The 20,136-nt window shown below is 70.9% G+C and carries 18 protein-coding genes and 1 pseudogene; 11 read left to right on the top strand and 8 right to left on the bottom strand.

Annotated features, from left to right (window positions below):
* Window positions 1-244 precede the first annotated feature (244 nt).
* The 3 genes and pseudogenes from GSY65_RS27010 to GSY65_RS27020 form a co-directional block, all read right to left on the bottom strand.
* Window positions 245-964 (bottom strand): annotated as a pseudogene (locus GSY65_RS27010) (ABC transporter ATP-binding protein); the annotation flags it as partial.
* Window positions 965-1,155: 191 nt separating this feature from the next.
* Entirely contained in the window at window positions 1,156-2,520 is a 1,365-nt protein-coding gene (locus GSY65_RS27015; RefSeq protein WP_159773503.1) for an aspartate aminotransferase family protein, read from the bottom strand.
* 19 nt (window positions 2,521-2,539) lie between these two features.
* Window positions 2,540-3,076, bottom strand: a complete 537-nt coding sequence (locus tag GSY65_RS27020; protein ID WP_201452682.1) for an Lrp/AsnC family transcriptional regulator — start codon at window positions 3,074-3,076, stop codon at window positions 2,540-2,542.
* A 178-nt stretch (window positions 3,077-3,254) separates the two neighbouring features.
* On the opposite strand from GSY65_RS27020, the gene GSY65_RS27025 reads away from it, so the two are divergent.
* From GSY65_RS27025 to GSY65_RS27035, 3 genes are all read left to right on the top strand, one after another.
* A complete protein-coding gene (locus GSY65_RS27025; RefSeq protein WP_159773507.1) occupies window positions 3,255-4,691 on the top strand; it encodes a gamma-aminobutyraldehyde dehydrogenase in 1,437 nt (478 codons plus the stop codon).
* A gap of 122 nt (window positions 4,692-4,813) precedes the next feature.
* Window positions 4,814-6,007 carry a polyamine ABC transporter substrate-binding protein gene (locus GSY65_RS27030; protein ID WP_159773509.1) on the top strand — a complete coding sequence of 398 codons (1,194 nt, stop codon included), beginning with the start codon at window positions 4,814-4,816 and terminating at the stop codon, window positions 6,005-6,007.
* A 164-nt stretch (window positions 6,008-6,171) separates the two neighbouring features.
* Complete coding sequence (locus GSY65_RS27035; RefSeq protein ID WP_159773511.1) at window positions 6,172-6,960, top strand: SGNH/GDSL hydrolase family protein; 789 nt, start codon at window positions 6,172-6,174, stop codon at window positions 6,958-6,960.
* Window positions 6,961-7,110: 150 nt separating this feature from the next.
* Here GSY65_RS27035 and GSY65_RS27040 read toward each other — a convergent pair whose 3' ends face one another.
* The gene (locus GSY65_RS27040; protein ID WP_159773513.1) at window positions 7,111-7,686 is read right to left on the bottom strand and encodes a PadR family transcriptional regulator; all 576 of its coding nucleotides are present in this window, start codon (window positions 7,684-7,686) and stop codon (window positions 7,111-7,113) included.
* Between the two features lie 136 nt (window positions 7,687-7,822).
* On the opposite strand from GSY65_RS27040, the gene GSY65_RS27045 reads away from it, so the two are divergent.
* Window positions 7,823-8,215 carry a nuclear transport factor 2 family protein gene (locus GSY65_RS27045; protein ID WP_159773515.1) on the top strand — a complete coding sequence of 131 codons (393 nt, stop codon included), beginning with the start codon at window positions 7,823-7,825 and terminating at the stop codon, window positions 8,213-8,215.
* A gap of 129 nt (window positions 8,216-8,344) precedes the next feature.
* Here GSY65_RS27045 and GSY65_RS27050 read toward each other — a convergent pair whose 3' ends face one another.
* The gene (locus GSY65_RS27050) at window positions 8,345-9,004 is read right to left on the bottom strand and encodes a YceI family protein (RefSeq protein WP_159773517.1); all 660 of its coding nucleotides are present in this window, start codon (window positions 9,002-9,004) and stop codon (window positions 8,345-8,347) included.
* 281 nt (window positions 9,005-9,285) lie between these two features.
* Between GSY65_RS27050 and GSY65_RS27055 the strand changes: the two genes are divergently transcribed.
* Window positions 9,286-9,810, top strand: a complete 525-nt coding sequence (locus GSY65_RS27055; RefSeq protein WP_159773519.1) for a hypothetical protein — start codon at window positions 9,286-9,288, stop codon at window positions 9,808-9,810.
* Between the two features lie 290 nt (window positions 9,811-10,100).
* Here GSY65_RS27055 and GSY65_RS27060 read toward each other — a convergent pair whose 3' ends face one another.
* Together GSY65_RS27060 and GSY65_RS27065 are read right to left on the bottom strand one after the other, a co-directional pair.
* On the bottom strand, window positions 10,101-10,787 hold the full coding sequence (locus tag GSY65_RS27060) for a glycerophosphodiester phosphodiesterase (protein WP_201452839.1): 687 nt from the start codon (window positions 10,785-10,787) through the stop codon (window positions 10,101-10,103).
* Between the two features lie 26 nt (window positions 10,788-10,813).
* On the bottom strand, window positions 10,814-11,881 hold the full coding sequence (locus GSY65_RS27065) for an adenosine deaminase (protein ID WP_159773523.1): 1,068 nt from the start codon (window positions 11,879-11,881) through the stop codon (window positions 10,814-10,816).
* A 601-nt stretch (window positions 11,882-12,482) separates the two neighbouring features.
* Here GSY65_RS27065 and GSY65_RS34070 point away from each other — a divergent pair.
* Entirely contained in the window at window positions 12,483-13,565 is a 1,083-nt protein-coding gene (locus GSY65_RS34070; RefSeq protein ID WP_236580075.1) for a DUF4190 domain-containing protein, read from the top strand.
* Between the two features lie 3 nt (window positions 13,566-13,568).
* Here the strand turns inward: GSY65_RS34070 and GSY65_RS27075 are convergent, their stop codons facing one another.
* A complete protein-coding gene (locus tag GSY65_RS27075; RefSeq protein WP_201452683.1) occupies window positions 13,569-14,135 on the bottom strand; it encodes an NADAR family protein in 567 nt (188 codons plus the stop codon).
* Between the two features lie 212 nt (window positions 14,136-14,347).
* Between GSY65_RS27075 and GSY65_RS27080 the strand changes: the two genes are divergently transcribed.
* From GSY65_RS27080 to GSY65_RS27100, 5 genes are all read left to right on the top strand, one after another.
* Window positions 14,348-15,883 (top strand): gamma-aminobutyraldehyde dehydrogenase, encoded by a 1,536-nt coding sequence (locus GSY65_RS27080; RefSeq protein ID WP_159773527.1) that lies wholly within the window; start codon window positions 14,348-14,350, stop codon window positions 15,881-15,883.
* Between the two features lie 84 nt (window positions 15,884-15,967).
* Window positions 15,968-17,212: an ABC transporter substrate-binding protein gene (locus GSY65_RS27085; protein WP_159773529.1), complete on the top strand. Its 1,245-nt coding sequence runs from the start codon at window positions 15,968-15,970 to the stop codon at window positions 17,210-17,212.
* A gap of 8 nt (window positions 17,213-17,220) precedes the next feature.
* Window positions 17,221-18,372 (top strand): ABC transporter ATP-binding protein, encoded by a 1,152-nt coding sequence (locus GSY65_RS27090; protein WP_159773531.1) that lies wholly within the window; start codon window positions 17,221-17,223, stop codon window positions 18,370-18,372.
* On the top strand, window positions 18,372-19,304 hold the full coding sequence (locus tag GSY65_RS27095) for an ABC transporter permease (RefSeq protein WP_159773533.1): 933 nt from the start codon (window positions 18,372-18,374) through the stop codon (window positions 19,302-19,304). Before GSY65_RS27090 ends, GSY65_RS27095 begins: the two co-directional genes overlap by 1 nt.
* Window positions 19,305-20,105 (top strand): ABC transporter permease, encoded by an 801-nt coding sequence (locus GSY65_RS27100; protein ID WP_159773535.1) that lies wholly within the window; start codon window positions 19,305-19,307, stop codon window positions 20,103-20,105.
* Window positions 20,106-20,136 lie beyond the last annotated feature (31 nt).

The raw sequence follows: 20,136 nt of genomic DNA on the forward strand, positions 1-20,136 counted from the left end.
CGGCGGTGGTCGGCCGGTCGGTTCGGGCACCGGCCGCCGGGCCGGAGCGGGCGGCTGTCGGCTGATCGGCCTCGGTGGCGGGCCGGCCGCCGTCCCCGGCGGCGTGCCGGGCCTTGCCCACGGTGGGGGCGAGGCGCTCGCCCTCGGCGGTGTGCCGGGCGTCCCCGCGCGCGGCGGTGCGGCCCTCCTCCCGCCCTGGGGTCCGGCCCTCCTCGTGCGCGGCGGACTCGGCGTCCCCGCGCGCGGCTGGCCGGGTCTCGCCGTCGGCGGCGGACGGGAGGTGGAGCGTCCTCACGCATCGGCCGTCGAGCAGGGTCACCGTGCGGTCGGCGAGGGCGGCGGTCTCCGCCTCGTGGGTGGCGAGGACGACCGTGATCGCGTGGGAGCGGGCGGCCGTGGTGAGCGTGCGCAGGACGTGGGAGCGCTCGGCGCGGTGCAGCGGGGCGGTCGGCTCGTCGGCGAAGAGCACGGTGGGCGCGGCGACCAGGGCGCGGGCGACGACCACCCGCTGGCGCTCGGACTGCAGCAGGGTGTGCGGCCGTTTGCGGGCGGTGTCGCGGATGTCGAGGCGCTCCAGCCACTCCAGGGCGGCGGCCTTGGCGGCCCGGCGGCCCGTGCCGCGCAGCATCAGCGGGAGGGCGGTGTTCTCCCAGACGTTCAGCTCGGGGACGAGCGTGGGTTCCGGGTCGATCCAGCCGAAGCGGTCCCGGCGCAGCCGCTCGCGCGAGACCGCCCCCATGGTGTGCACGGGGATGCTGTTGAACCACACCTCGCCCTGCTGGGGCCGCAGTTGCCCGGACAGACAGCGCAGGAGGGTGGTCTTGCCGCTGCCGCGCGGACCGGTCACGGCGAGGATCTCGCCCTCCCGCACGCCCATCGACACGCCTTGCAGCGCGGGCGAGCCGTCGTGCGCGTGGGTCAGACCACGTGCCCAGAGCACGTCGTTGTCCGGCGGGGCCACCATGGGCGTACACCTCGGTTCGGATCAGGGATTGCCGTGGGGAGTCCCCCGTCCGGGGGAACGAAAGCAGGGCTGATCGGTTACCAGGCACGCTAGGCACGAGGGGTGGCGGGGCCGGACGTCACGCGGCCCGGGACGCCCCCATCTCACTCGTACGGGGGCATCCCGGGCCGTTCGCGGCGCCGGAGGGCGGTTTACAGCAGGGTCCAGGCCTCCGTCAGCGTGGCGCGCAGGATCTGCTCGATCTCGTCGAAGGTCGACTGGTCGGAGATCAGCGGCGGGGCGAGCTGGATGACCGGGTCGCCGCGGTCGTCGGCTCGGCAGTACAGACCGTTCTCGAACAGCTTCTTGGACAGGAAGCCGTAGAGGATCCGCTCGGTCTCGTCGTCGTCGAAGGACTCCTTCGTCGTCTTGTCCTTGACCAGCTCGATTCCGTAGAAGTAGCCGTTGCCGCGGACGTCGCCGACGATCGGCAGGTCGTGGAGCTTCTCCAGCGTCGAGCGGAACGCCCCCTCGTTGTCGAGGACGTGCTGGTTGAGGCCCTCGCGCTCGAACAGGTCGAGATTGGCGAGGCCGACCGCCGCGGAGACCGGGTGGCCGCCGAAGGTGTAGCCGTGCAGGAAGGTGTTGTCGCCCTTGTAGAAGGGTTCGGCTATGCGGTCGGAGATCACGCAGGCGCCGATCGGGGAGTAGCCCGAGGTCATGCCCTTGGCGCAGGTGATCATGTCCGGGACGTAGCCGAACTTGTCGCAGGCGAACGTCGTGCCGAGGCGGCCGAAGGCGCAGATCACCTCGTCGGAGACGAGCAGCACGTCGTACTGGTCGCAGATCTCGCGGACCCGCTGGAAGTAGCCGGGCGGCGGAGGGAAGCAGCCGCCGGCGTTCTGCACCGGCTCCAGGAAGACGGCCGCGACGGTCTCGGGGCCCTCGAAGAGGATCTGCTGCTCGATCTGGTCGGCGGCCCAGCGGCCGAAGGCCTCGGGGTCGTCGCCGAACAGCGGCGCGCGGTAGATGTTGGTGTTCGGGACCTTGTGCGCGCCGGGGACCAGCGGCTCGAAGGGGGCCTTCAGGGCGGGCAGGCCGGTGATGGACAGGGCGCCCTGCGGGGTGCCGTGGTAGGCGACCGCGCGGGAGATGACCTTGTACTTGGTCGGCTTGCCGACGAGCTTGAAGTACTGCTTGGCGAGCTTCCAGGCGGTCTCGACCGCCTCGCCGCCGCCGGTGGTGAAGAAGACCTTGTTCAGGTCGCCGGGCGCGTGGTGGGCGAGGCGTTCGGCCAGCTCGACGGCCTTCGGGTGGGCGTAGGACCAGACGGGGAAGAAGGCCAGTTCCTGCGCCTGCTTGAGCGCGGTCTCCGCCAGCTCGGTGCGGCCGTGGCCCGCCTGGACCACGAAGAGACCGGCGAGACCGTCGAGGTACCGCTTGCCCTTGTCGTCGTAGATGTACGTGCCCTCGCCCCGGACGATGGTGGGGACCGGGGAGTTCTCGTACGACGACATGCGGGTGAAGTGCATCCACAGGTGGTCGTACGCGGTCTTGCTGAGGTCCTTGGGGCTCACGGTTATCGCGTCCTCACGGTTATCGGGTTCCCCACATGTAGGTCTGCTTCTTGAGCTTGAGATAGACGAAGCTCTCGGTGGAGCGCACGCCGGGCAGGGTCCGGATGCGTTTGTTGATCACTTCGAGGAGGTGGTCGTCGTCCTCGCAGACGACTTCCACCATCAGGTCGAACGAGCCCGCGGTGATCACGATGTACTCGACTTCCGACATGGCCGTCAGCGCGTCCGCGACCGGGTCGAGATCGCCGTCGACGTTGATGCCGAGCATCGCCTGGCGCCGGAAACCGACGGTGAGCGGGTCGGTGACGGCGACGATCTGCATCACGCCCTGGTCCAGCAGCTTCTGCACGCGCTGGCGCACGGCCGCCTCGGACAGGCCGACGGCCTTGCCGATCGCGGCGTACGGCCGGCGGCCGTCCTCCTGCAACTGCTGGACGATGGCGAGGGAGACGGCGTCCAACTGGGGAGTGCCGTTCCGGGGCTCCTTGGAGTCCTTTCGGGGCTCGCGGGAGTCTCTGTGCTCTGCGCTTCGACTGGCCACGGGGTCACTGTGCACGAGACATCGACAGTTCCGCAAGGTCGGATCGATGAAATTCGTTGTTTACAGCTCTGTAGCTTGCGGATTTCGCAGCAAGTCTGGTGTCGGGGGTGTTGAAAACGTCGGGCGCCGGATTAGGGTGGTGTCTCAAAGGATGGACACCCCCATCTGTAACCCACATCTGGAGGGCACGGCAGTGAGCACCGAGCTGCGTCGTCTGCGTAACTACATCGACGGGGAGTTCCGCGACGCGGTCGACGGACGGACCACCGAGGTGGTCAACCCCGCGACCGGCGAGGCCTACGCGACCGCGCCCCTGTCCGGCGAGGCCGACGTCGACGCGGCCATGGCGGCCGCCGCGGCCGCGTTCCCCGGCTGGCGTGACACCACTCCCGCCGAGCGCCAGAAGGCCCTGCTCAAGATCGCGGACGCGTTCGAGGAGCGGGCCGAGGAGCTCATCGCGGCCGAGGTGGAGAACACCGGCAAGCCGATCGGGCTGACCCGGTCCGAGGAGATCCCGCCGATGGTCGACCAGATCCGCTTCTTCGCGGGTGCGGCCCGGATGCTGGAGGGCCGCTCGGCCGGCGAGTACATGGAGGGCATGACCTCGATCGTCCGCCGTGAGCCGGTCGGCGTCTGCGCCCAGGTCGCGCCCTGGAACTACCCGATGATGATGGCCGTGTGGAAGTTCGCCCCGGCGATCGCCGCGGGCAACACGGTCGTCCTGAAGCCGTCCGACACCACGCCGGCGTCGACGGTCCTGATGGCCGAGATCATGGGAGCGATCCTCCCGAAGGGCGTCTTCAACGTCATCACCGGTGACCGTGACACGGGCCGCCTGATGGTCGAGCACCCGGTGCCCGCGATGGCGTCCATCACCGGTTCCGTACGGGCGGGCATGCAGGTCGCCGAGTCCGCGTCGAAGGACCTCAAGCGGGTCCACCTGGAGCTGGGCGGCAAGGCGCCGGTCGTCGTCTTCGAGGACACCGACATCGCCAAGGCCGTCGAGGACATCTCCGTGGCCGGCTTCTTCAACGCCGGGCAGGACTGCACGGCGGCCACCCGGGTGCTGGTGCAGGAGTCGATCCACGACGAGTTCGTGACGGCGCTGGCCAAGGCCGCCGCCGACACCAAGACCGGGCAGCCGGACGACGAGGACGTGCTGTTCGGTCCGCTGAACAACCCCAACCAGCTCAAGCAGGTCTCCGGGTTCATCGAGCGGCTGCCGGCGCACGCGCGCGTGGAGGCCGGCGGCAAACAGGTCGGCGACAAGGGCTACTTCTTCGCGCCGACCGTCGTCTCCGGGCTGAAGCAGGACGACGAGATCATCCAGAAGGAGGTCTTCGGGCCGGTCATCACGGTGCAGTCGTTCACCGACGAGGCCCAGGCCGTCGAGTGGGCGAACGGCGTGGAGTACGCCCTCGCCTCGTCGGTGTGGACCAAGGACCACGGCCGGGCGATGCGGATGTCCAAGGCGCTGGACTTCGGATGCGTGTGGATCAACACCCACATCCCGCTGGTCGCGGAGATGCCGCACGGCGGGTTCAAGAAGTCCGGCTACGGCAAGGACCTCTCGGGCTACGGGTTCGACGACTACACGCGGATCAAGCACGTCATGACGTCCCTGGACTGACGCACGCGCGGTGACGCGAGCAGGGTGACGACGCCCCCGCGTCCCCGGCGGGACTGTGACCCGTCGGGGGGGCGGGGGCGGTGTCGTTGCCCGGCGCGCCGCGGGCGCGGCATGCTGCGGTGATGTTCGCAGCACGGGGCAACGGCAGCCCCCCGTCCCGTCGTTCAGTTCTGCGCGCCCTCGGCTCCGGGGCGTTGGCCGGTGCTCTCGCCGGCTGCGGGGTGCCCGCCGCGTATGTCGCGCCCGGGGAACGGGCCGCGGTGGACCGGTCGGCGCGGGAGAAACGGGTCAGCTGGGCGAACTGGCCGCTGTACATCGACACGGACGACGCGGACGCGTCACGGCGGCCGACCCTGGACGCCTTCGAGAGGCGCACCGGCATCACGGTCGACTACGTCGAGGAGATCAACGACAACGACGAGTTCCTCGGCAAGGTGGGCCCGGCGCTGATGAACCACCAGGACACCGGGCGCGATCTGATCGTGCTCAGCGACTGGATGTGCGCCCGGTTCGTACGGCTGGGCTGGGTGCAGGAGATGGACCGGGCGGCGCAGCCCAACGTCACCGCGCATCTCGATCCGCAACTGCGGTCCCCCGCCTTCGATCCGGGACGCGCGTTCACCGTGCCGTGGCAGTCCGGGATCACCGGGATCGCCTACAACCGGCGGAAGGTGGGCCGCGAGCTGCGCCGCCTGTCCGACCTGTGGGCGGACGACCTCAAGGGGCGCGTCACCCTGCTCTCCGGGCTGGACGAGGCGTTCGCGCTGCTGATGCAGGGCAACGGCGTCGACGTCACGCGCTGGACCGCCGACGACTTCCACCGGATCTGCGACCAGGTGGAGGCCCGCGTCCGCTCCGGCCACATCCGCCGCTTCACCGGCAACGACTACATCAAGGACCTCGCGTCCGGGGACGTCCTCGCCTGCCAGGCCTACTCCGGCGATGTGATCCAACTCCGGGCCGACGACCCGGACATCGCGTTCGTCGTCCCCGAGGAGGGCGCCGAGCTGTGGTCCGAGTCCCTGATGATCCCCGACCTGGCCCGGCACAAGACCAACGCGGAACGCCTCGTCGACCACTACTACGATCCCGAGGTCGCCGCCGAACTGGCCGCCTGGGTCACCTACGTCTGCCCCGTCCCCGCCGCCCGCGACGTCCTCGCCTCCGCCCCGGACGAGGAGACCGCCGCGCTCGCCGACGACCCGTTGATCTTCCCCGACGACACCATGCGGTCCCGCCTCGCGATCGCCCGCGACATCACCCCGCAGGAGCGGCCCGCGTTCGCGAAGCGGTGGAACGGGATCGTGGGGTTGTGAGGGGCCGTGCCGGCGGGGCGGGTGTCGTCTGTCGTCGGGGCCGGTGTTGTGGGGGCTTCGCGTGCGGCGCTACCTTGATACTCAACAATGCACCTAGGTGGGCAGTTGCTTATAGGTGGTGGGTCCGTCCTTCGGGGCGGCGGTGTCGAGGAGGCGTTCGGCCGGTGTCGAACGGTGGGTATCAGCGGTACGTCGCCCTGGGGGACAGCCAGACCGAGGGGGTCGGGGACGGCGACGACGTGACCGGGCTGCGGGGGTGGGCTGACCGGCTGGCCGAGCGGGTCGCCCGGCACAGTCCGGGCTTGCTGTACGCGAACCTCGCCGTGCGCGGACGCAAGGCGGGCGAGGTGCGTGCCGAGCAGCTCGCCCCGGCGCTCGCGCTGCGGCCCGACCTCGCCACCGTGGTGGCCGGCGTCAACGACGTGCTCCGCCCGAGTTGCGACCTGGGCGAGGTGGCCGGTCACCTGGAGGCGATGTTCGCCGCGCTCACCGCGCAGGGCGCCACCGTCGTGACGCTCATGTTCCCCGACGTCGGCCGGATCTCGCCGATGGCCCGCCCGCTCGTTCCTCGGGTCCTCGCGCTCAACGAGCGCATCCGCGAGGCCGCCGCACGGCACGGTGTGGTGGTGGCGGAGACGGCCGCGCACCCGGTGGCGACCGACCCGAGGCTGTGGAGCGCCGACCGGCTGCACGCGGGGCCCCTCGGCCACGACCGCATCGCGGACGCCGCGGCGTACGCGCTCGGCCTGCCCGGCAGCGACGACCGCTGGACGCTGCCCCTGCCCGCCGACGCGGCGCGGGCCTCGGGCCTGCGGGCCGTGGGCGCCGAACTGCGCTGGGCCGGGGGCTTCCTGGGCCCCTGGCTCGTCCGCCGGCTGCGCGGGCAGTCCTCCGGCGACGGCCGCGGGCCCAAGCGCCCCGACCTGCTGCCGGTCCTCGCGGCGACTCCCTGACCACGCACTCGGCTGAGCGCCGACGCGGCGCGCGGCGGGCTGTGTGCTCGGTCCCCGGTATGGGTCGCGGCGGCCAGGGGGGCAGCCCTCTGCGCGGACCGGGGCGGGGCGTGGGGACGGTCCTCGGCGGGTACCGGAGCGGGCCCGGGGTCAGTCCTCGGCGTGGAGCGCGGCCGCGCGCTGGTCGAGGCGGCGGAGCGCCATGTCGCCCCACTGGAGGTTCTCCCGCTCGAAGGACATGCCGCGCAGCAGGGTGAGGTAGGGGCCGACGCGTTCGGCCTCGGCGAAGTACGCCTCCTCCGAGCGCCCGTCGAGCAGGCGCCGGCGGAGCCGCTCGTAGCGGGCCAGCTTGGCCGTGGCCCACTCCATGCGCTCGGTGACGGCCTTGCGTACGGCCTCGATGTCGCCCGCGTCCACGCACTGCACCTTGACCATCAACTCGTCCCGGATCGCGGACGGTTTGCCGAGAGGCTCGACGGTGTAGGCGTGCACGGCCGCGCGCCCGGCGTCCGTCAGGGAGAACAGCCGCTTGTTCGGGCGGCGGCGCTGCTCGATGACACGCGCCGCGACCAGCCCTTCGGCCTCCATGCGCTCCAGTTCCCGGTAGAGCTGCTGAGGGGTCGACATCCAGAAGTTGGCGACGGACGCGTCGAACGCCTTCGCGAGGTCGTATCCGGACGCCTCGCCCTCCAACAGCGCGGCCATCACCGCGTTCCGCAGCGCCATGGCGTCCACGCTAGCAGCGCGAGCGACTGGTCAACGAGGTGACCGATCACCGCTCCTCGCCTGTGGACAAGGGGGAAGCCGCCCTCTAGCCTGCCTCTACCCTAGTCAATTTGTTCAATATGAACGAGGTGGGCTCGTGCATCCCTTCCGGAAGGCTGTCGAGAGCGGCGACATGGACGCCGTCGTCGCCCTGCTGGCCGACGACGTGGTCTTCACCAGCCCCGTCGCCTTCAAGCCGTACGCGGGCAAGCCGATCACCGCCGCGATCCTGCGGGCCGTCTCACGGGTCTTCGAGGACTTCGCCTACGTCCGTGAGATCGCCAACCCGGACGGCCGTGACCACGCCCTGGTGTTCACCGCCACCGTCGCCGGCAGGCAGCTGCAGGGCTGCGACTTCCTGCACGTCGACGAGCACGGCAGGATCGACGAGTTGACGGTGATGGTGCGGCCGCTCTCGGCTGCCCAGGCGCTCTCCGAGGCCATGGGCGCCCAGTTCGAGCGGATCGCGCGGGAGGCCGCCGCGGGCTGACGGGACGGGGGCGGCGACGCGGACGTCCTGGGGCGCGGCGACCGCCCGGCGCGCCCTCGCCGCCGGACCGCCCGGGGCGCGTGGCCCCGGGCGGTCCCCCGTCGTGCGCTCCTCAGGTGCCCGTCCTCGTCAGGCGCCGGGGAACTGGCGGATCGCGGCGAGGTCGAACTGCAGGCGGACCTTCTCGCTGACCATGGCGCCGCCCTCGGCGAGCCGCTGGTTGTAGGTCAGGCCCCACTCGGAGCGGTTGATGGTGGTCGTGCCGTCGAAGCCGACCCGCTCGTATCCGAACGGGTCGACGACATGGCCGATGTAGGTGAGTTCGAGGTCGACGGGGCGGGTGACGTTCTTGATCGTGAGGTCGCCGGTCATGCGGTAGACATCGTTGCCGACGAGCTGCACCGCCGTACTGGCGAAGCGCATCCGGGGGTAGGTCGCGGCGTCGAGGAAGTCCCGGCCGACCAGATGGGCGTCGCGTTGTTCCACGCCCGTGTCGACGGACGCGGTGGACAGCAGGATCTCGGCCTGCGAGCGGGACGGATCACGGCCGTCGAAATAGAGCCGGCTCTCGTACTGCGTGAAAGCTCCGCGCACGGTCGTCACCAGGGCGTGGCGGACGGAGAAACCGATACGGCTGTGCGCCCGGTCGATGATCCATTCTCCGGTCAGCCCCGCCAGGGCGGGATCCAGCATGCCGGTTGCGGCGAACGCCGTTGATTCGTGGGGGAGTTGTCGGGCAGTGGGGGGAGCCGGGCGGCGCAGGGACGCAGCGCGGTTGAACAGGTTCATGATTCACGTAACTACGGCAGTCGGGAAAGGGCCGCAAGCCTTCTTCAAGAGCCGCGCACACGGTCGCCACGAATTGCCCGTCGCATTCTCCTGCCTTTCCCCGTAATCCGTCGGACGGCGGGCGGGTCGCGAAAAGCGGGAAGAATCGCCTTATGGCGTCCGGAAGTGCGCGGCGCGCCGAGCGGGATGCCGTGCGGGACGCCGACGGCGGCGGGCCGAGGCTCCGCGCATGACCGGGGGGCACTTTTGAACGTGTTCAAGTATGGGCGTACGCTCCTGACATGAGCGACAGAGCCGCCCTGCTGAAGGGCATCCGTGCGTGGCTGGTCTTCTTCGTCGTCTGCCTGGTGCTGAGCGGCGCCACGGCCTTCCCGCTCGTCCACGAGCTGCGCTGGACCGAGGAGTTGATGCGGTCGCTGTCCGTCGGGGACCACCTGCCGGGGCTCATGGAGTGGATCGGGCGGGTGCGTGCCGGACTGGACGAGGCCGACGCCGAGTACCCGTTCCTGCTGTACGGCACCGACTGGCTGGCCTTCGCGCACCTCGTGATCGCGGTCGCCTTCTACGGGCCCTACCGCGACCCGGTGCGCAACATCTGGGTCGTCGAGGTCGGGATGATCGCCTGCGCGGGCATCATCCCGCTGGCCCTGATCTGCGGGCCCGTCCGGGGCATCTCCTTCTGGTGGTCGCTGATCGACATGTCGTTCGGGGTGTTCGGCGTGATCCCGCTGTACGTGGTGTGGAAACGGATCAAGCGGCTGGAGGCGCTGTCGCCGGCCGCGACGCCGGTGGCGGCCACGGCCTGAGGGGGCCGCGCCGCGTCGCGGGCCCGGAGAACTGTCATCGGCGGCCCCCACGTCCCGTCTCCACGCCGACGCCTGTCTCCCCGCGCGGAGGGAGCGCCCCGCACGGCCCGTGTGCTCTCCGCCTCAGGGGTCCCCTGCCACGGGAACGGCCGACCAGGTACGGCAGGCAGCCGGGTGAACCGAGTGAACAGGGCACGGCGACGGTGGCCCAGCGGTCCGAGCTGTGACGGCTGTGACTGCTGTGACGGCTGTGACGGCTGTGACGGCGGCGCGCCCCGGGCGCGCGGCCGTCAGGTCCCGTTCCGCAGCGCGCACAGGGTGTCGACGCGGTTCGTAGTGATGGAGTCGACCCCGAACTCCGCCAGCCGCCGCATGGAGCGACGGGTGTCCGGCGTCCACACGGACAGCAGGTAGCCGTCGCGGTGGACCCGGTCCGCGAGGGCCCGGTCCACCAGGCCGAAGCGGTAGTTGAGCCAGCGGGGGCGCACGGCGTCGAGGAGGGCCGGGCGGGGCGGGGCCAGGGTCTTCCAGGTGAGGGCGATCTCCGCGTCGGGGGCGGCGGCCCGCAGCGCGAGCATGGTGTCGGCCCCCGCGCTGTAGTACACCCGCTCCCGTGCCCCGCACTCCCGTACGACGCCCACGACCTGTCGCAGCGCCCGGGGGTCCGCCGCACCCGGCAGGTCGATCATGACCCTGCCCTCCCCGGTGGCGGCCAGCGCCTCGGCCAGCGTCGGCACACCGTCCGCCGTGAGCCCCCGCACCTCGGCGGCGGACAGCGCCGCGAGCGGCCGGTCCAGCTCCCACAGCCGCTTGAGCGTGGCGTCGTGGAGCAGGACCGGCACGCCGTCGCGGGTCGTCCGTACGTCGAACTCGACGACGTCCGCGCCCAGCGCGAGTCCCGCCCGCAGCGAGTCCAGGGTGTTCTCGCGGTGGTGGTACGGGGCGCCGCGATGGGCGACGGCGGTCACGGTGCGCAGGGGGTTCATGATGTTTCCGGTGCGGGTCAGGGGGCGAGCCAGGCCGAGGTGTAGGTGTCGATCTCGGCGGTCAGCCGGGCCTTGCCGGGCTCGTCGAGGAAGGCCGCCTCCACCGCGTTCTTCGCGAGCGCGGCCAGCCCCTGCTCGTCGAGGCCGAGCAGCCGGGCGGCGACCGCGTACTCGCTGTTGAGGTCGGTGCCGAACATCGGCGGGTCGTCGGAGTTGACGGTCACCAGGACCCCGGCCGCCACGAACTCCTTGATCGGGTGCTCGTCGAGAGTGCGGACCGCGCGCGTCGCTATGTTCGACGTGGGGCAGACCTCCAGGGCGATCCGGTGCTCGGCGAGGTACGCGAGCAGCTCCGGGTCCCGGGCGGAACTCGTGCCGTGTCCGATGCGCTCCGCGCGCAGGTCGTTGATCGCGTCCCAGACCGTCTCCGGCCCGGTGGTCTCGCCGGCGTGCGGCACGGAGTGCAGCCCGGCCGCGATGGCCTGGTCGAAGTACGGCTTGAACTGCGGCCGCGGCACGCCCACCTCGGGCCCGCCGAGCCCGAACGACACCAGGCCCTCCGGGCGCAGCCGGTCGTCGGTGGCGAGCCGGATGGTCTCGTCGGCCGACACGAGTCCCGCCTCGCCGGGGATGTCGAAGCACCAGCGCAGTACGGTCCCGAACTCGGCCTCGGCCGCCTTGCGGGCGTCCTCGATCGCGTCCATGAACGCCCGCTCGTCGATGCCGCGACGCGTCGAGGAGTACGGCGTGATGGTCAGCTCGGCGTACCGCACCTGCTGCCGGGCCAGGTCCCTGGCCACCTCGAACGTCAGCAACCGGACGTCCTCCGGGGTGCGGATCAGGTCCACGACGGACAGGTACACCTGGATGAAGTGCGCGAAGTCCGTGAACGTGAAGTAGTCCGCGAGCGCCTCGGGGTCGGTCGGCACCTGGGAGTCGGGGTGGCGGGCGGCGAGTTCGGAGACGATCCGGGGGGAGGCGGAGCCGACGTGGTGCACGTGCAGTTCGGCCTTGGGCAGGCCGGCGATGAAGGCGTGCAGGTCGCGGGCGGCGGTGCCGGCGGGCGCGGTGCGGTGGTCGGTCAAGGTTCCTCCCGGGAACGGCGTCCGGCCCGGACCGGTGGTCTTCGCCGGGGGACGCGGATGATCGGCTGATCGATGACTCGGGGGTCATCGTAGGCGGCGAGATCCTCGTCGGGGGCCCCGGGCTTTAGCATGACCGAACGTACGGCTGATGGTGCGCCGTCATCCGCAGATCCGACCGTCAGGTCGTCAGGTTGTCCGGGCGTCGGGCCGCCCGGCCATGTGGCCGCCCGGCCATGTGGCCGTCCGGCCGGCCGGTACGGCACTCCGGATCAGCGGTACGACGGGGTCGACGAGCCGCAACGTCACGACGCGGAACGGAACAGAGGGGGACCCGCGTATGCCGTCCGACGAGGCCACCACTCCGGCGACAGCCGGCCATCCCGCCGCCCCGCCGCCACACCGGGGCGGTTGGGAGGCGCCGGGGGAGGGCGCGATATCCGGGGCGGGGACCGATGCGGGTGCCGCCGGGGCGGGAGCCGCGTCCACCTCCGCGGGAGCGGAGGGAGAGGCCGCGTCCGTGGAGACGCCGCCCGCCCCTGAGGACCCCGTACCGCAGCCGGTGAGCTCTTCTCCGGGGCCCGCCGATGTCTCTCCACAGCCCTTGGGCGCCACTCCCACGCCGAAGGTCGTGCTCGACAAGCCCGAGCGTGCCGACGCGGCGGACACCGGTCGGGTGTCGCTCGACAAGCCTGCCGCTACCGCCGCGGCTGCCGGAGCGACGGACTCCGCAATGCCCGCGGCCCCCGCCGTGCAGGAGCCAGCTGCCCCTGCCGCGTGGACCCCGCCGTTCGCCACCGCGTCCGGGGCGCGCGAGCCCTTCGCGGCACCGGGGGGCGGGACGGCGTTCCCGGCGCCCGCGCCCCACCCGGCCCACCCCTTCGCCCCGCCCCCGGCCGGAACCGCCTCACCGGCGCCGGTGCCGCAGGCAGCCCACCCCTTCGCTCCCCCCGCGGCGACTCCACCCCCCGCCGCCCAGGGCCCCGCCCCGGCCCACCCCTTCGCCCCGCCCCCGGCCGGGACGACGAACTTCCCGGCGCCCGCGCCCCACGCCGCCCTCCCCTTGCCGACGTACCCGCCGACGCCGACACCGACGCCCGGCCCCGGCGCCCCCTTCGCCCCGCTGGACCCGGCCGCCCACGCCTACCCGTCGCCCCTGCCCGGCGCGACGGACGGCGCCCCCGTACCGCCCCCGCCGATCAGCCCCGACGGACCCGGGCAGTTCCCGTACGGCTACGGCTACGCGCCGTACCCGGGGGGCGGCCCCGGCCCGGCAGGGCACCCGTATGCCCCCGGCTACGGCTGGCCCCTCCTGCCGCCCCCGCCGAGCAACGGGACGGGCATCGCCTCGATGGTGCTCGGGATCTGCGCGGCGACGTTGTTCTTCATGTGGCCGCTCGCGATCCTGCTGGGCGTGATGGCGGTGATCTTCGGCGTCGTCGGCCGCGCCAAGGCGAGCCGGGGCGAGGCGACCAACCCCGGGCACGCGCTGGCCGGGATCATCTGCGGCATCGCCGGCTTCCTCATGGGCATCGGCTTCTTCGTCCTGATCGTCGTCGCTCCGGACGGCACGGACGAGTCGGACACCGACGTCTTCGACGACGGCTACGACACCTCCCTGTCGCTGGTCCTGTCCGCCGAGAACGCCCCGCCGCCTCTCGCCGCCCCCGCCGCGCCCCGCCGGTAGCGGCTACCCTGCCCGCCCCCGCAGCAGCCGCTCCCGCGCCTCCATCAGGGCGAAGCCCAGCAGGTTCGGGCCCCGCCACTGCGCGGGGTCCGCCGCGCGTTCGTCGTCCGCCGCCAGGCCGATGCCCCAGACCCGGTCGAGAGGGCTGGCCTCGACGAGGACGCGGCCCCGGGTGCCCAGGAGGTAGGCCCGCAGATCGTCGTGCGCGGCGAACTTGTGGACGCTGCCCTCGACGACGATGCCGAAGCGCTCCCGCTCCCACCGGGCCTCGTCGAAGCCGCGTACGAGGCGCCCCACCTTCTTGGCCGTCGCCGGGCTCGACGCCGCGACGGCCTCGCGCTCCGCCTCCTCGTCACCGAACAGCCGGGCCTTGGACGCCATCATCCAGTGCTCCGCCGTCGCGTACTCCACGCCGTCCACCGTGAACGGCGACGGCCACCACTGGCTCAGACAGCTCGGCCCCACCCGGCCGTCGGGCCGCGGACGGTGCCCCCAGAAATGCAGGTACCTGACCCTCGCCCCCGCCTGGACCTCGCTGATCAGCGCGTCCCAAGAATCGATCTTCAGCATGCCGCCGAGTGTGGCACCCGCCACTGACACTCCGTCCTCGATTTTCGCTTGCAACTGGACACCTGGTCGACAGATTCCGTCGCGTAACCAAATGGCAACAACGGAATCACTTGTTGATGCCCCATCCCTCTGTCAGGATCGGCACTCAAATCGAGCTGGAGCTACGCCACCCGTCCCCTGGGACACAGGGGGACAAGGCGGAGGAGAGCGACATGCAGAACCCGGGCACCGCCACCCCGGACCGATTCCCCGCGCAGGAACGCTTCACGGCCGGCGCACAGTACATCGCCGGCCGCTTCACCAAGGGCACGTCGGGTCAGACGCACGCGGTCGTGGACCCCGCCACCGGCGACGAGGTCATCACCTACGAGCTGGCCGGCACCGACGACGTGGACGCGGCCGTCGCCGCCGCCCGCCGGGCGTTCTCCGGCTGGGCGGGAGCCACGCCCGGCGAGCGGTCGGACGCGCTGCACCGGTTCGCCGGCGTGCTCGCCGACCGGGCCGAGGAACTCGCCCGCGCGGAGTCGCTCCAGTGCGGGAAGCCGCTGAAGCTCACCCGTGAGTTCGACGTCCCCGGCACCATCGACAACACCGCTTTCTTCGCGGGCGCGGCACGGCATCTCCAGGGCCAGGCGGCCGGTGAGTACTCCGGGGACCACACCTCCTACGTACGGCGTGAGCCCATCGGTGTCGTCGGCTCCATCGCGCCCTGGAACTACCCCCTCCAGATGGCCGCCTGGAAGATCCTCCCGGCGGTCGCCGCGGGCAACACGATCGTCCTGAAGCCCGCCGAGCTGACCCCGCTCACCTCGCTGCTGTTCGCGCAGGCCGCCACCGACGCCGGAATCCCGGACGGTGTGATCAACATCGTCACCGGCACCGGGAGGGTGGCCGGCGAGCACCTCGTGGGCCACCCCGACGTGGCCATGACGTCCTTCACGGGCTCCACCGCCGTCGGCAAGCGGGTCGCCGAGATCGCCACGGCCACCGTCAAGCGGCTGCACCTGGAACTCGGCGGCAAGGCCCCCTTCGTCGTCTTCGACGACGCGGACCTGGAAGCCGCCGTGCACGGCGCCGTCGCGGGCGCCCTCATCAACACCGGGCAGGACTGCACGGCCGCCACGCGCGCGTACGTGCAGCGTCCCCTCTACGAGGCGTTCGTCGAGCGCACGGCCGCCCTCATGGAGACCGTCCGGCTCGGTGACCCGTTCGCGCCCGGCACCGACCTCGGGCCGCTGATCTCGCACGTCCAGCGCGACCGGGTCGCCGGCTTCGTCGACCGGGCCCGCGGGTACGCGCGCGTGGTCGCCGGTGGCGAGGCGCCGCAGGGGGAGCTGGCGAAGGGCGCGTACTATCGTCCGACGCTCGTCGCCGACGCCGCCCAGGACAGCGAGATCGTCCAGTCGGAGATCTTCGGCCCCGTCCTCGTCGTCCTGCCGTTCGACACCGACGACGAGGGCATCCGGCTCGCCAACGACACCCCGTACGGGCTCGCCGCCTCCGCCTGGAGCCGCGACGTGTACCGGGCGGGCCGCGCCACCCGGGAGATCAGGGCCGGGTGCGTATGGGTCAACGACCACATTCCGATCATCAGTGAGATGCCGCACGGCGGCATCAAGGCGTCCGGCTTCGGCAAGGACATGTCGGCGTACTCGTTCGAGGAGTACACGCAGATCAAACACGTCATGTTCGACAATACGGCGGTCGCCAGGAAGGACTGGCACCGCACGATCTTCGGGGACCGCTAGTCAGACCGGGGACCCGGCCGCCCGACCGTCGGCCGGCCCTCGCCACCCTCCCGAAAGGGCACCTCCCGAAAGGGCATCACGCGCATGGAGCAGTACGAGCCCGACCGCCTGTCCCCGGCCCAGGTGGCCGCCATGCGGCGCAGTCTCAGGAACGGCAGGGCCGCACTGAGCCGCCGTTCGCTGCTGCGCGCCGGAACGGGCGGCGCGCTCGCCGTCGGCGCGCTCGGCACGCTGAGCGCCTGCGGCATCCCCGCGGCTAAGAACACCGCGGGCGTCTCGTCCGAGGACCGCTCGGCCAAGGAGAAGGAGATCGCCTTCTCCAACTGGACCGAGTACATGGACGTCGACGACAGCGGCAAGCGCCACCCGAGTCTGGACGCGTTCACCCGGCGCACCGGCATCAAGGTCAAGTACACCGAGGACATCAACGACAACGTCGAGTTCTTCGGCAAGATCAAGCCGCAGCTCGCCGCCGGTCAGGCCACCGGCCGCGACCTCATCTGCGTCACCGACTGGCTGGCGGCCCGGCTCATACGCTTCGGGTGGGTCCAGAAGCTCGACCAGTCCAACCTGCCGCACGCCTTCACGAACCTCTCGCAGCAGTTCCGCAGCCCCGACTGGGACCCGGGGCGGGCCCACTCCTACCCCTGGCAGGGCATCTCGACCGTCATCGCCTTCAACCGCAAGGCCCTCGACGGCGAGGAGGTGAAGTCGGTCTCCGACCTGCTCGACAACCCGAAGCTGAAGGGCCGCATAGGCTTCCTCTCCGAGATGCGCGACAGCATCGGGATGACCCTGCTCGACATGGGCAAGGACCCGGCGACGTTCTCCGACGACGACTACGACGCCGCGATCGCCCGTCTCCAGAAGGCCGTCGACAAGGGCCAGATCCGCCGCTTCACCGGCAACGACTACACCTCCGACCTCACCAAGGGCGACCTCGCCGCCTGCGTCGCCTGGGCCGGTGACGTCGTCCAGCTCAAGGCGGACAGCCCCGACGTCGACTTCGTCATCCCGGACAGTGGCTACATGACCTCGACGGACAACCTGCTGATCCCGAACAAGGCCCGCCACAAGACCAACGCCGAACGGCTGATCGACTACTACTACGAGCCGAAACCCGCCGCGGAACTCGCCGCGTACATCAACTACGTGTGCCCCGTCGACGGTGTGAGGGCGGAGCTGGCCAAGATCGACGAGGACGCGGCGAACAACCCGCTGATCATCCCCGACGCCGCCATGGCGGCCAAGTCCCACGCCTTCCGCTCCCTCACCCAGAAGGAAGAGACGGCGTACGAAGAGAAGTTCGCGAAGCTGACGGGGGCGTGACGAGGACCATGAAGACCACACAGAACAGCAGCGGTGACGTCCGCCTCACCGGCATCGGCAAGACCTACGGCTCCTTCACCGCCGTGCACCCGCTCGACCTGACCGTGCCGGAAGGTTCCTTCTTCGCCCTCCTCGGCGCCTCCGGCTGCGGCAAGACCACCACCCTGCGCATGATCGCGGGCCTGGAGGAACCGTCCCAGGGGACCGTGTCGCTGGGCGACCAGGACGTGACGCACCTCCCGCCGTACAAGCGGCCGGTGAACACCGTCTTCCAGTCCTACGCCCTCTTCCCGCACCTCGACATCTTCGAGAACGTCGCCTTCGGACTGCGCCGCCGCGGCCTCAAGAGCGTCAAGAAGCAGGTCGACGAGATGCTCGACCTGGTCCAGCTCGGCGAGCAGGCGCGCAAGAAGCCGCACCAGCTCTCGGGCGGCCAGCAGCAGCGCGTCGCCGTGGCCCGCGCCCTGATCAACCACCCCAAGGTGCTCCTCCTCGACGAGCCGCTCGGCGCCCTCGACCTCAAGCTGCGCCGCCAGATGCAGCTGGAGCTCAAGCGCATCCAGACCGAGGTCGGGATCACGTTCATCCATGTCACGCACGACCAGGAGGAGGCCATGACCATGGCCGACACGGTCGCCGTGATGAACGGTGGCCGGGTCGAGCAGCTCGGCTCCCCGGCCGACCTGTACGAGAACCCGAAGACCACCTTCGTCGCCAACTTCCTCGGCACCTCCAACCTCATCGAGGCGGAGGTCGACTCCAGGAGCGGCGAGGAGATCGTGCTGAAGGCGGGCGACGGCAAGCTCGTCCTGCCCGAGGCGCGATGCGCGGCGCCCGCCGCGGCCGGCGGCAGGGTCCTCGTCGGCATCCGCCCCGAGAAGATCACCCTGACGCACGCGGACGACGCGGGCCAGATCCCGGTCGGCCGCAACCGCATCACCGGCAAGATCGCCGCGACCAGCTTCATCGGCGTGTCCACGCAGTACGTCATCGACAGCTCGGTCTGCCCCGAGTTCGAGGTGTACGTGCAGAACGTCGAGCGCGACGCCCGCCTCGTCCCCGGTGCCGACGTCGTCCTGCACTGGAGCCCGGCCCACACCTTCGGCCTGGACGCCGCGCAGGACATCGACGCGGGTGTCGAAGAAGGGGCGGCGCTGTGATGTCGACCCTCACCGAAGCCGAGGCGCCACCGCCCACGGCGCCCGTACCCACGGCGAAGCCAGCCCGCAGACGGGGCCGCTGGACGCCGTACCTGCTCCTCGCGCCCGGTCTGATCTGGCTGGTCGTGTTCTTCGCGATGCCGATGGTCTACCAGGCCTCCACGTCCGTGCAGACGGGCTCCCTGGAGGAGGGATACCGGGTCACCTGGCACGTCGCGACCTACTGGGACGCGCTCAGCGAGTACTACCCGCAGTTCCTGCGCTCGGTGCTCTACGCCGGCACGGCGACGTTCCTGTGCCTGCTGCTGGGCTATCCGCTGGCGTACCTGATCGCGTTCCGCGCCGGGCGCTGGCGCAACCTGATCCTGATCCTGGTGATCGCGCCGTTCTTCACCAGCTTCCTGATCCGCACCCTCGCCTGGAAGACGATCCTCGCGGACGGCGGCCCGGTGGTCGGCGCCCTCAACTCGCTGCACGTCCTCGACGTCACCAGCTGGCTCGGCCTCACGGCGGGCGACCGCGTGCTGGCCACGCCGCTCGCGGTGGTCTGCGGCCTCACGTACAACTTCCTGCCGTTCATGATCCTGCCGCTCTACACCTCGCTGGAGCGCATCGACGGGCGGCTGCACGAGGCGGCGGGCGACCTCTACGCGACCCCGCTCACCACCTTCCGCAAGGTCACCTTCCCGCTGTCCATGCCCGGTGTCGTCTCCGGCACCCTGCTGACGTTCATCCCCGCCAGCGGCGACTACGTGAACGCCGAACTGCTCGGCTCCACCAACACCCAGATGATCGGCAACGTGATCCAGAGCCAGTTCCTGAGGATTCTCGACTATCCGACGGCGGCGGCCCTCTCGTTCATCCTCATGGCCGCGATCCTCATCATGGTCACGGTCTACATCCGCAGGTCCGGGACGGAGGATCTGGTTTAAATGGCCTTCCTGAACTGGCTCAAGCGGCATCTCGTCGTCATCGCGGGACTGCTCACCCTCGGATATCTGCTCCTGCCCAATGTCGTGGTCACGGTCTTCTCCTTCAACCAGCCGAAGGGCCGCTTCAACTACGAGTGGCAGGAATTCTCCACGGCTGCCTGGACCGACCCGTGCGGCGTCGCCGACCTGTGCGGCTCGCTCTCGCTCAGCCTCCAGCTCGCCGCCTGGGCGACCCTCGGGGCGACCGTCCTCGGCACCCTGATCGCCTTCGCGCTCGTCCGCTACCGGTTCCGCGCGCGGGGCGCCGTCAACTCGCTGATCTTCCTGCCGATGGCGATGCCCGAGGTCGTGATGGCCGCCTCGCTGCTCACCCTGTTCCTCAACCTGGGTGCCCAGCTGGGCTTCTGGACGATCCTCATCGCCCACATCATGTTCTGCCTCAGCTTCGTCGTCGTCGCCGTCAAGGCGCGCGTGATGTCGATGGACCCCCGACTGGAGGAGGCCGCGCGGGACCTGTACGCCGGCCCCGTACAGACCTTCCTGCGCGTCACCCTGCCGATCGCCGCGCCCGGTATCGCGGCGGGCGCGCTCCTCGCGTTCGCGCTCTCCTTCGACGATTTCATCATCACCAATTTCAACGCCGGTTCGACCGTCACCTTCCCCATGTTCGTCTGGGGTTCGGCGCAGCGCGGAACGCCCGTCCAGATCAATGTCGTCGGTACGGCCATGTTCCTCATCGCCGTACTGTTCGTGGTGGCCGGAATGGTCGTCACGAATCGCAGAAAGCGGCAGAAGGCATAACGCCGTCCGCCGGAATTCTCTGTTGGGAGTT

Origin of the sequence: Streptomyces sp. HM190, from assembly GCF_009857135.1 — a bacterium.
GTDB lineage: Bacteria > Actinomycetota > Actinomycetes > Streptomycetales > Streptomycetaceae > Streptomyces > Streptomyces heilongjiangensis.

Bases quoted from the DNA above. Each gene is read 5' to 3' on its own strand.
- GSY65_RS27030 (WP_159773509.1), top strand. From the start codon at position 4,814: ATGTTCGCAGCACGGGGCAACGGCAGCCCCCCGTCCCGTCGTTCAGTT.
- GSY65_RS27075 (WP_201452683.1), bottom strand. From the start codon at position 14,135: ATGCTGAAGATCGATTCTTGGGACGCGCTGATCAGCGAGGTCCAGGCG.
- GSY65_RS27095 (WP_159773533.1), top strand. From the start codon at position 18,372: ATGTCGACCCTCACCGAAGCCGAGGCGCCACCGCCCACGGCGCCCGTA.
- GSY65_RS27090 (WP_159773531.1), top strand. From the start codon at position 17,221: ATGAAGACCACACAGAACAGCAGCGGTGACGTCCGCCTCACCGGCATC.
- GSY65_RS27050 (WP_159773517.1), bottom strand. From the start codon at position 9,004: ATGAACCTGTTCAACCGCGCTGCGTCCCTGCGCCGCCCGGCTCCCCCC.
- GSY65_RS27080 (WP_159773527.1), top strand. From the start codon at position 14,348: ATGCAGAACCCGGGCACCGCCACCCCGGACCGATTCCCCGCGCAGGAA.
- GSY65_RS27055 (WP_159773519.1), top strand. From the start codon at position 9,286: ATGAGCGACAGAGCCGCCCTGCTGAAGGGCATCCGTGCGTGGCTGGTC.
- GSY65_RS27100 (WP_159773535.1), top strand. From the start codon at position 19,305: ATGGCCTTCCTGAACTGGCTCAAGCGGCATCTCGTCGTCATCGCGGGA.
- GSY65_RS27040 (WP_159773513.1), bottom strand. From the start codon at position 7,686: ATGGCGCTGCGGAACGCGGTGATGGCCGCGCTGTTGGAGGGCGAGGCG.
- GSY65_RS27085 (WP_159773529.1), top strand. From the start codon at position 15,968: ATGGAGCAGTACGAGCCCGACCGCCTGTCCCCGGCCCAGGTGGCCGCC.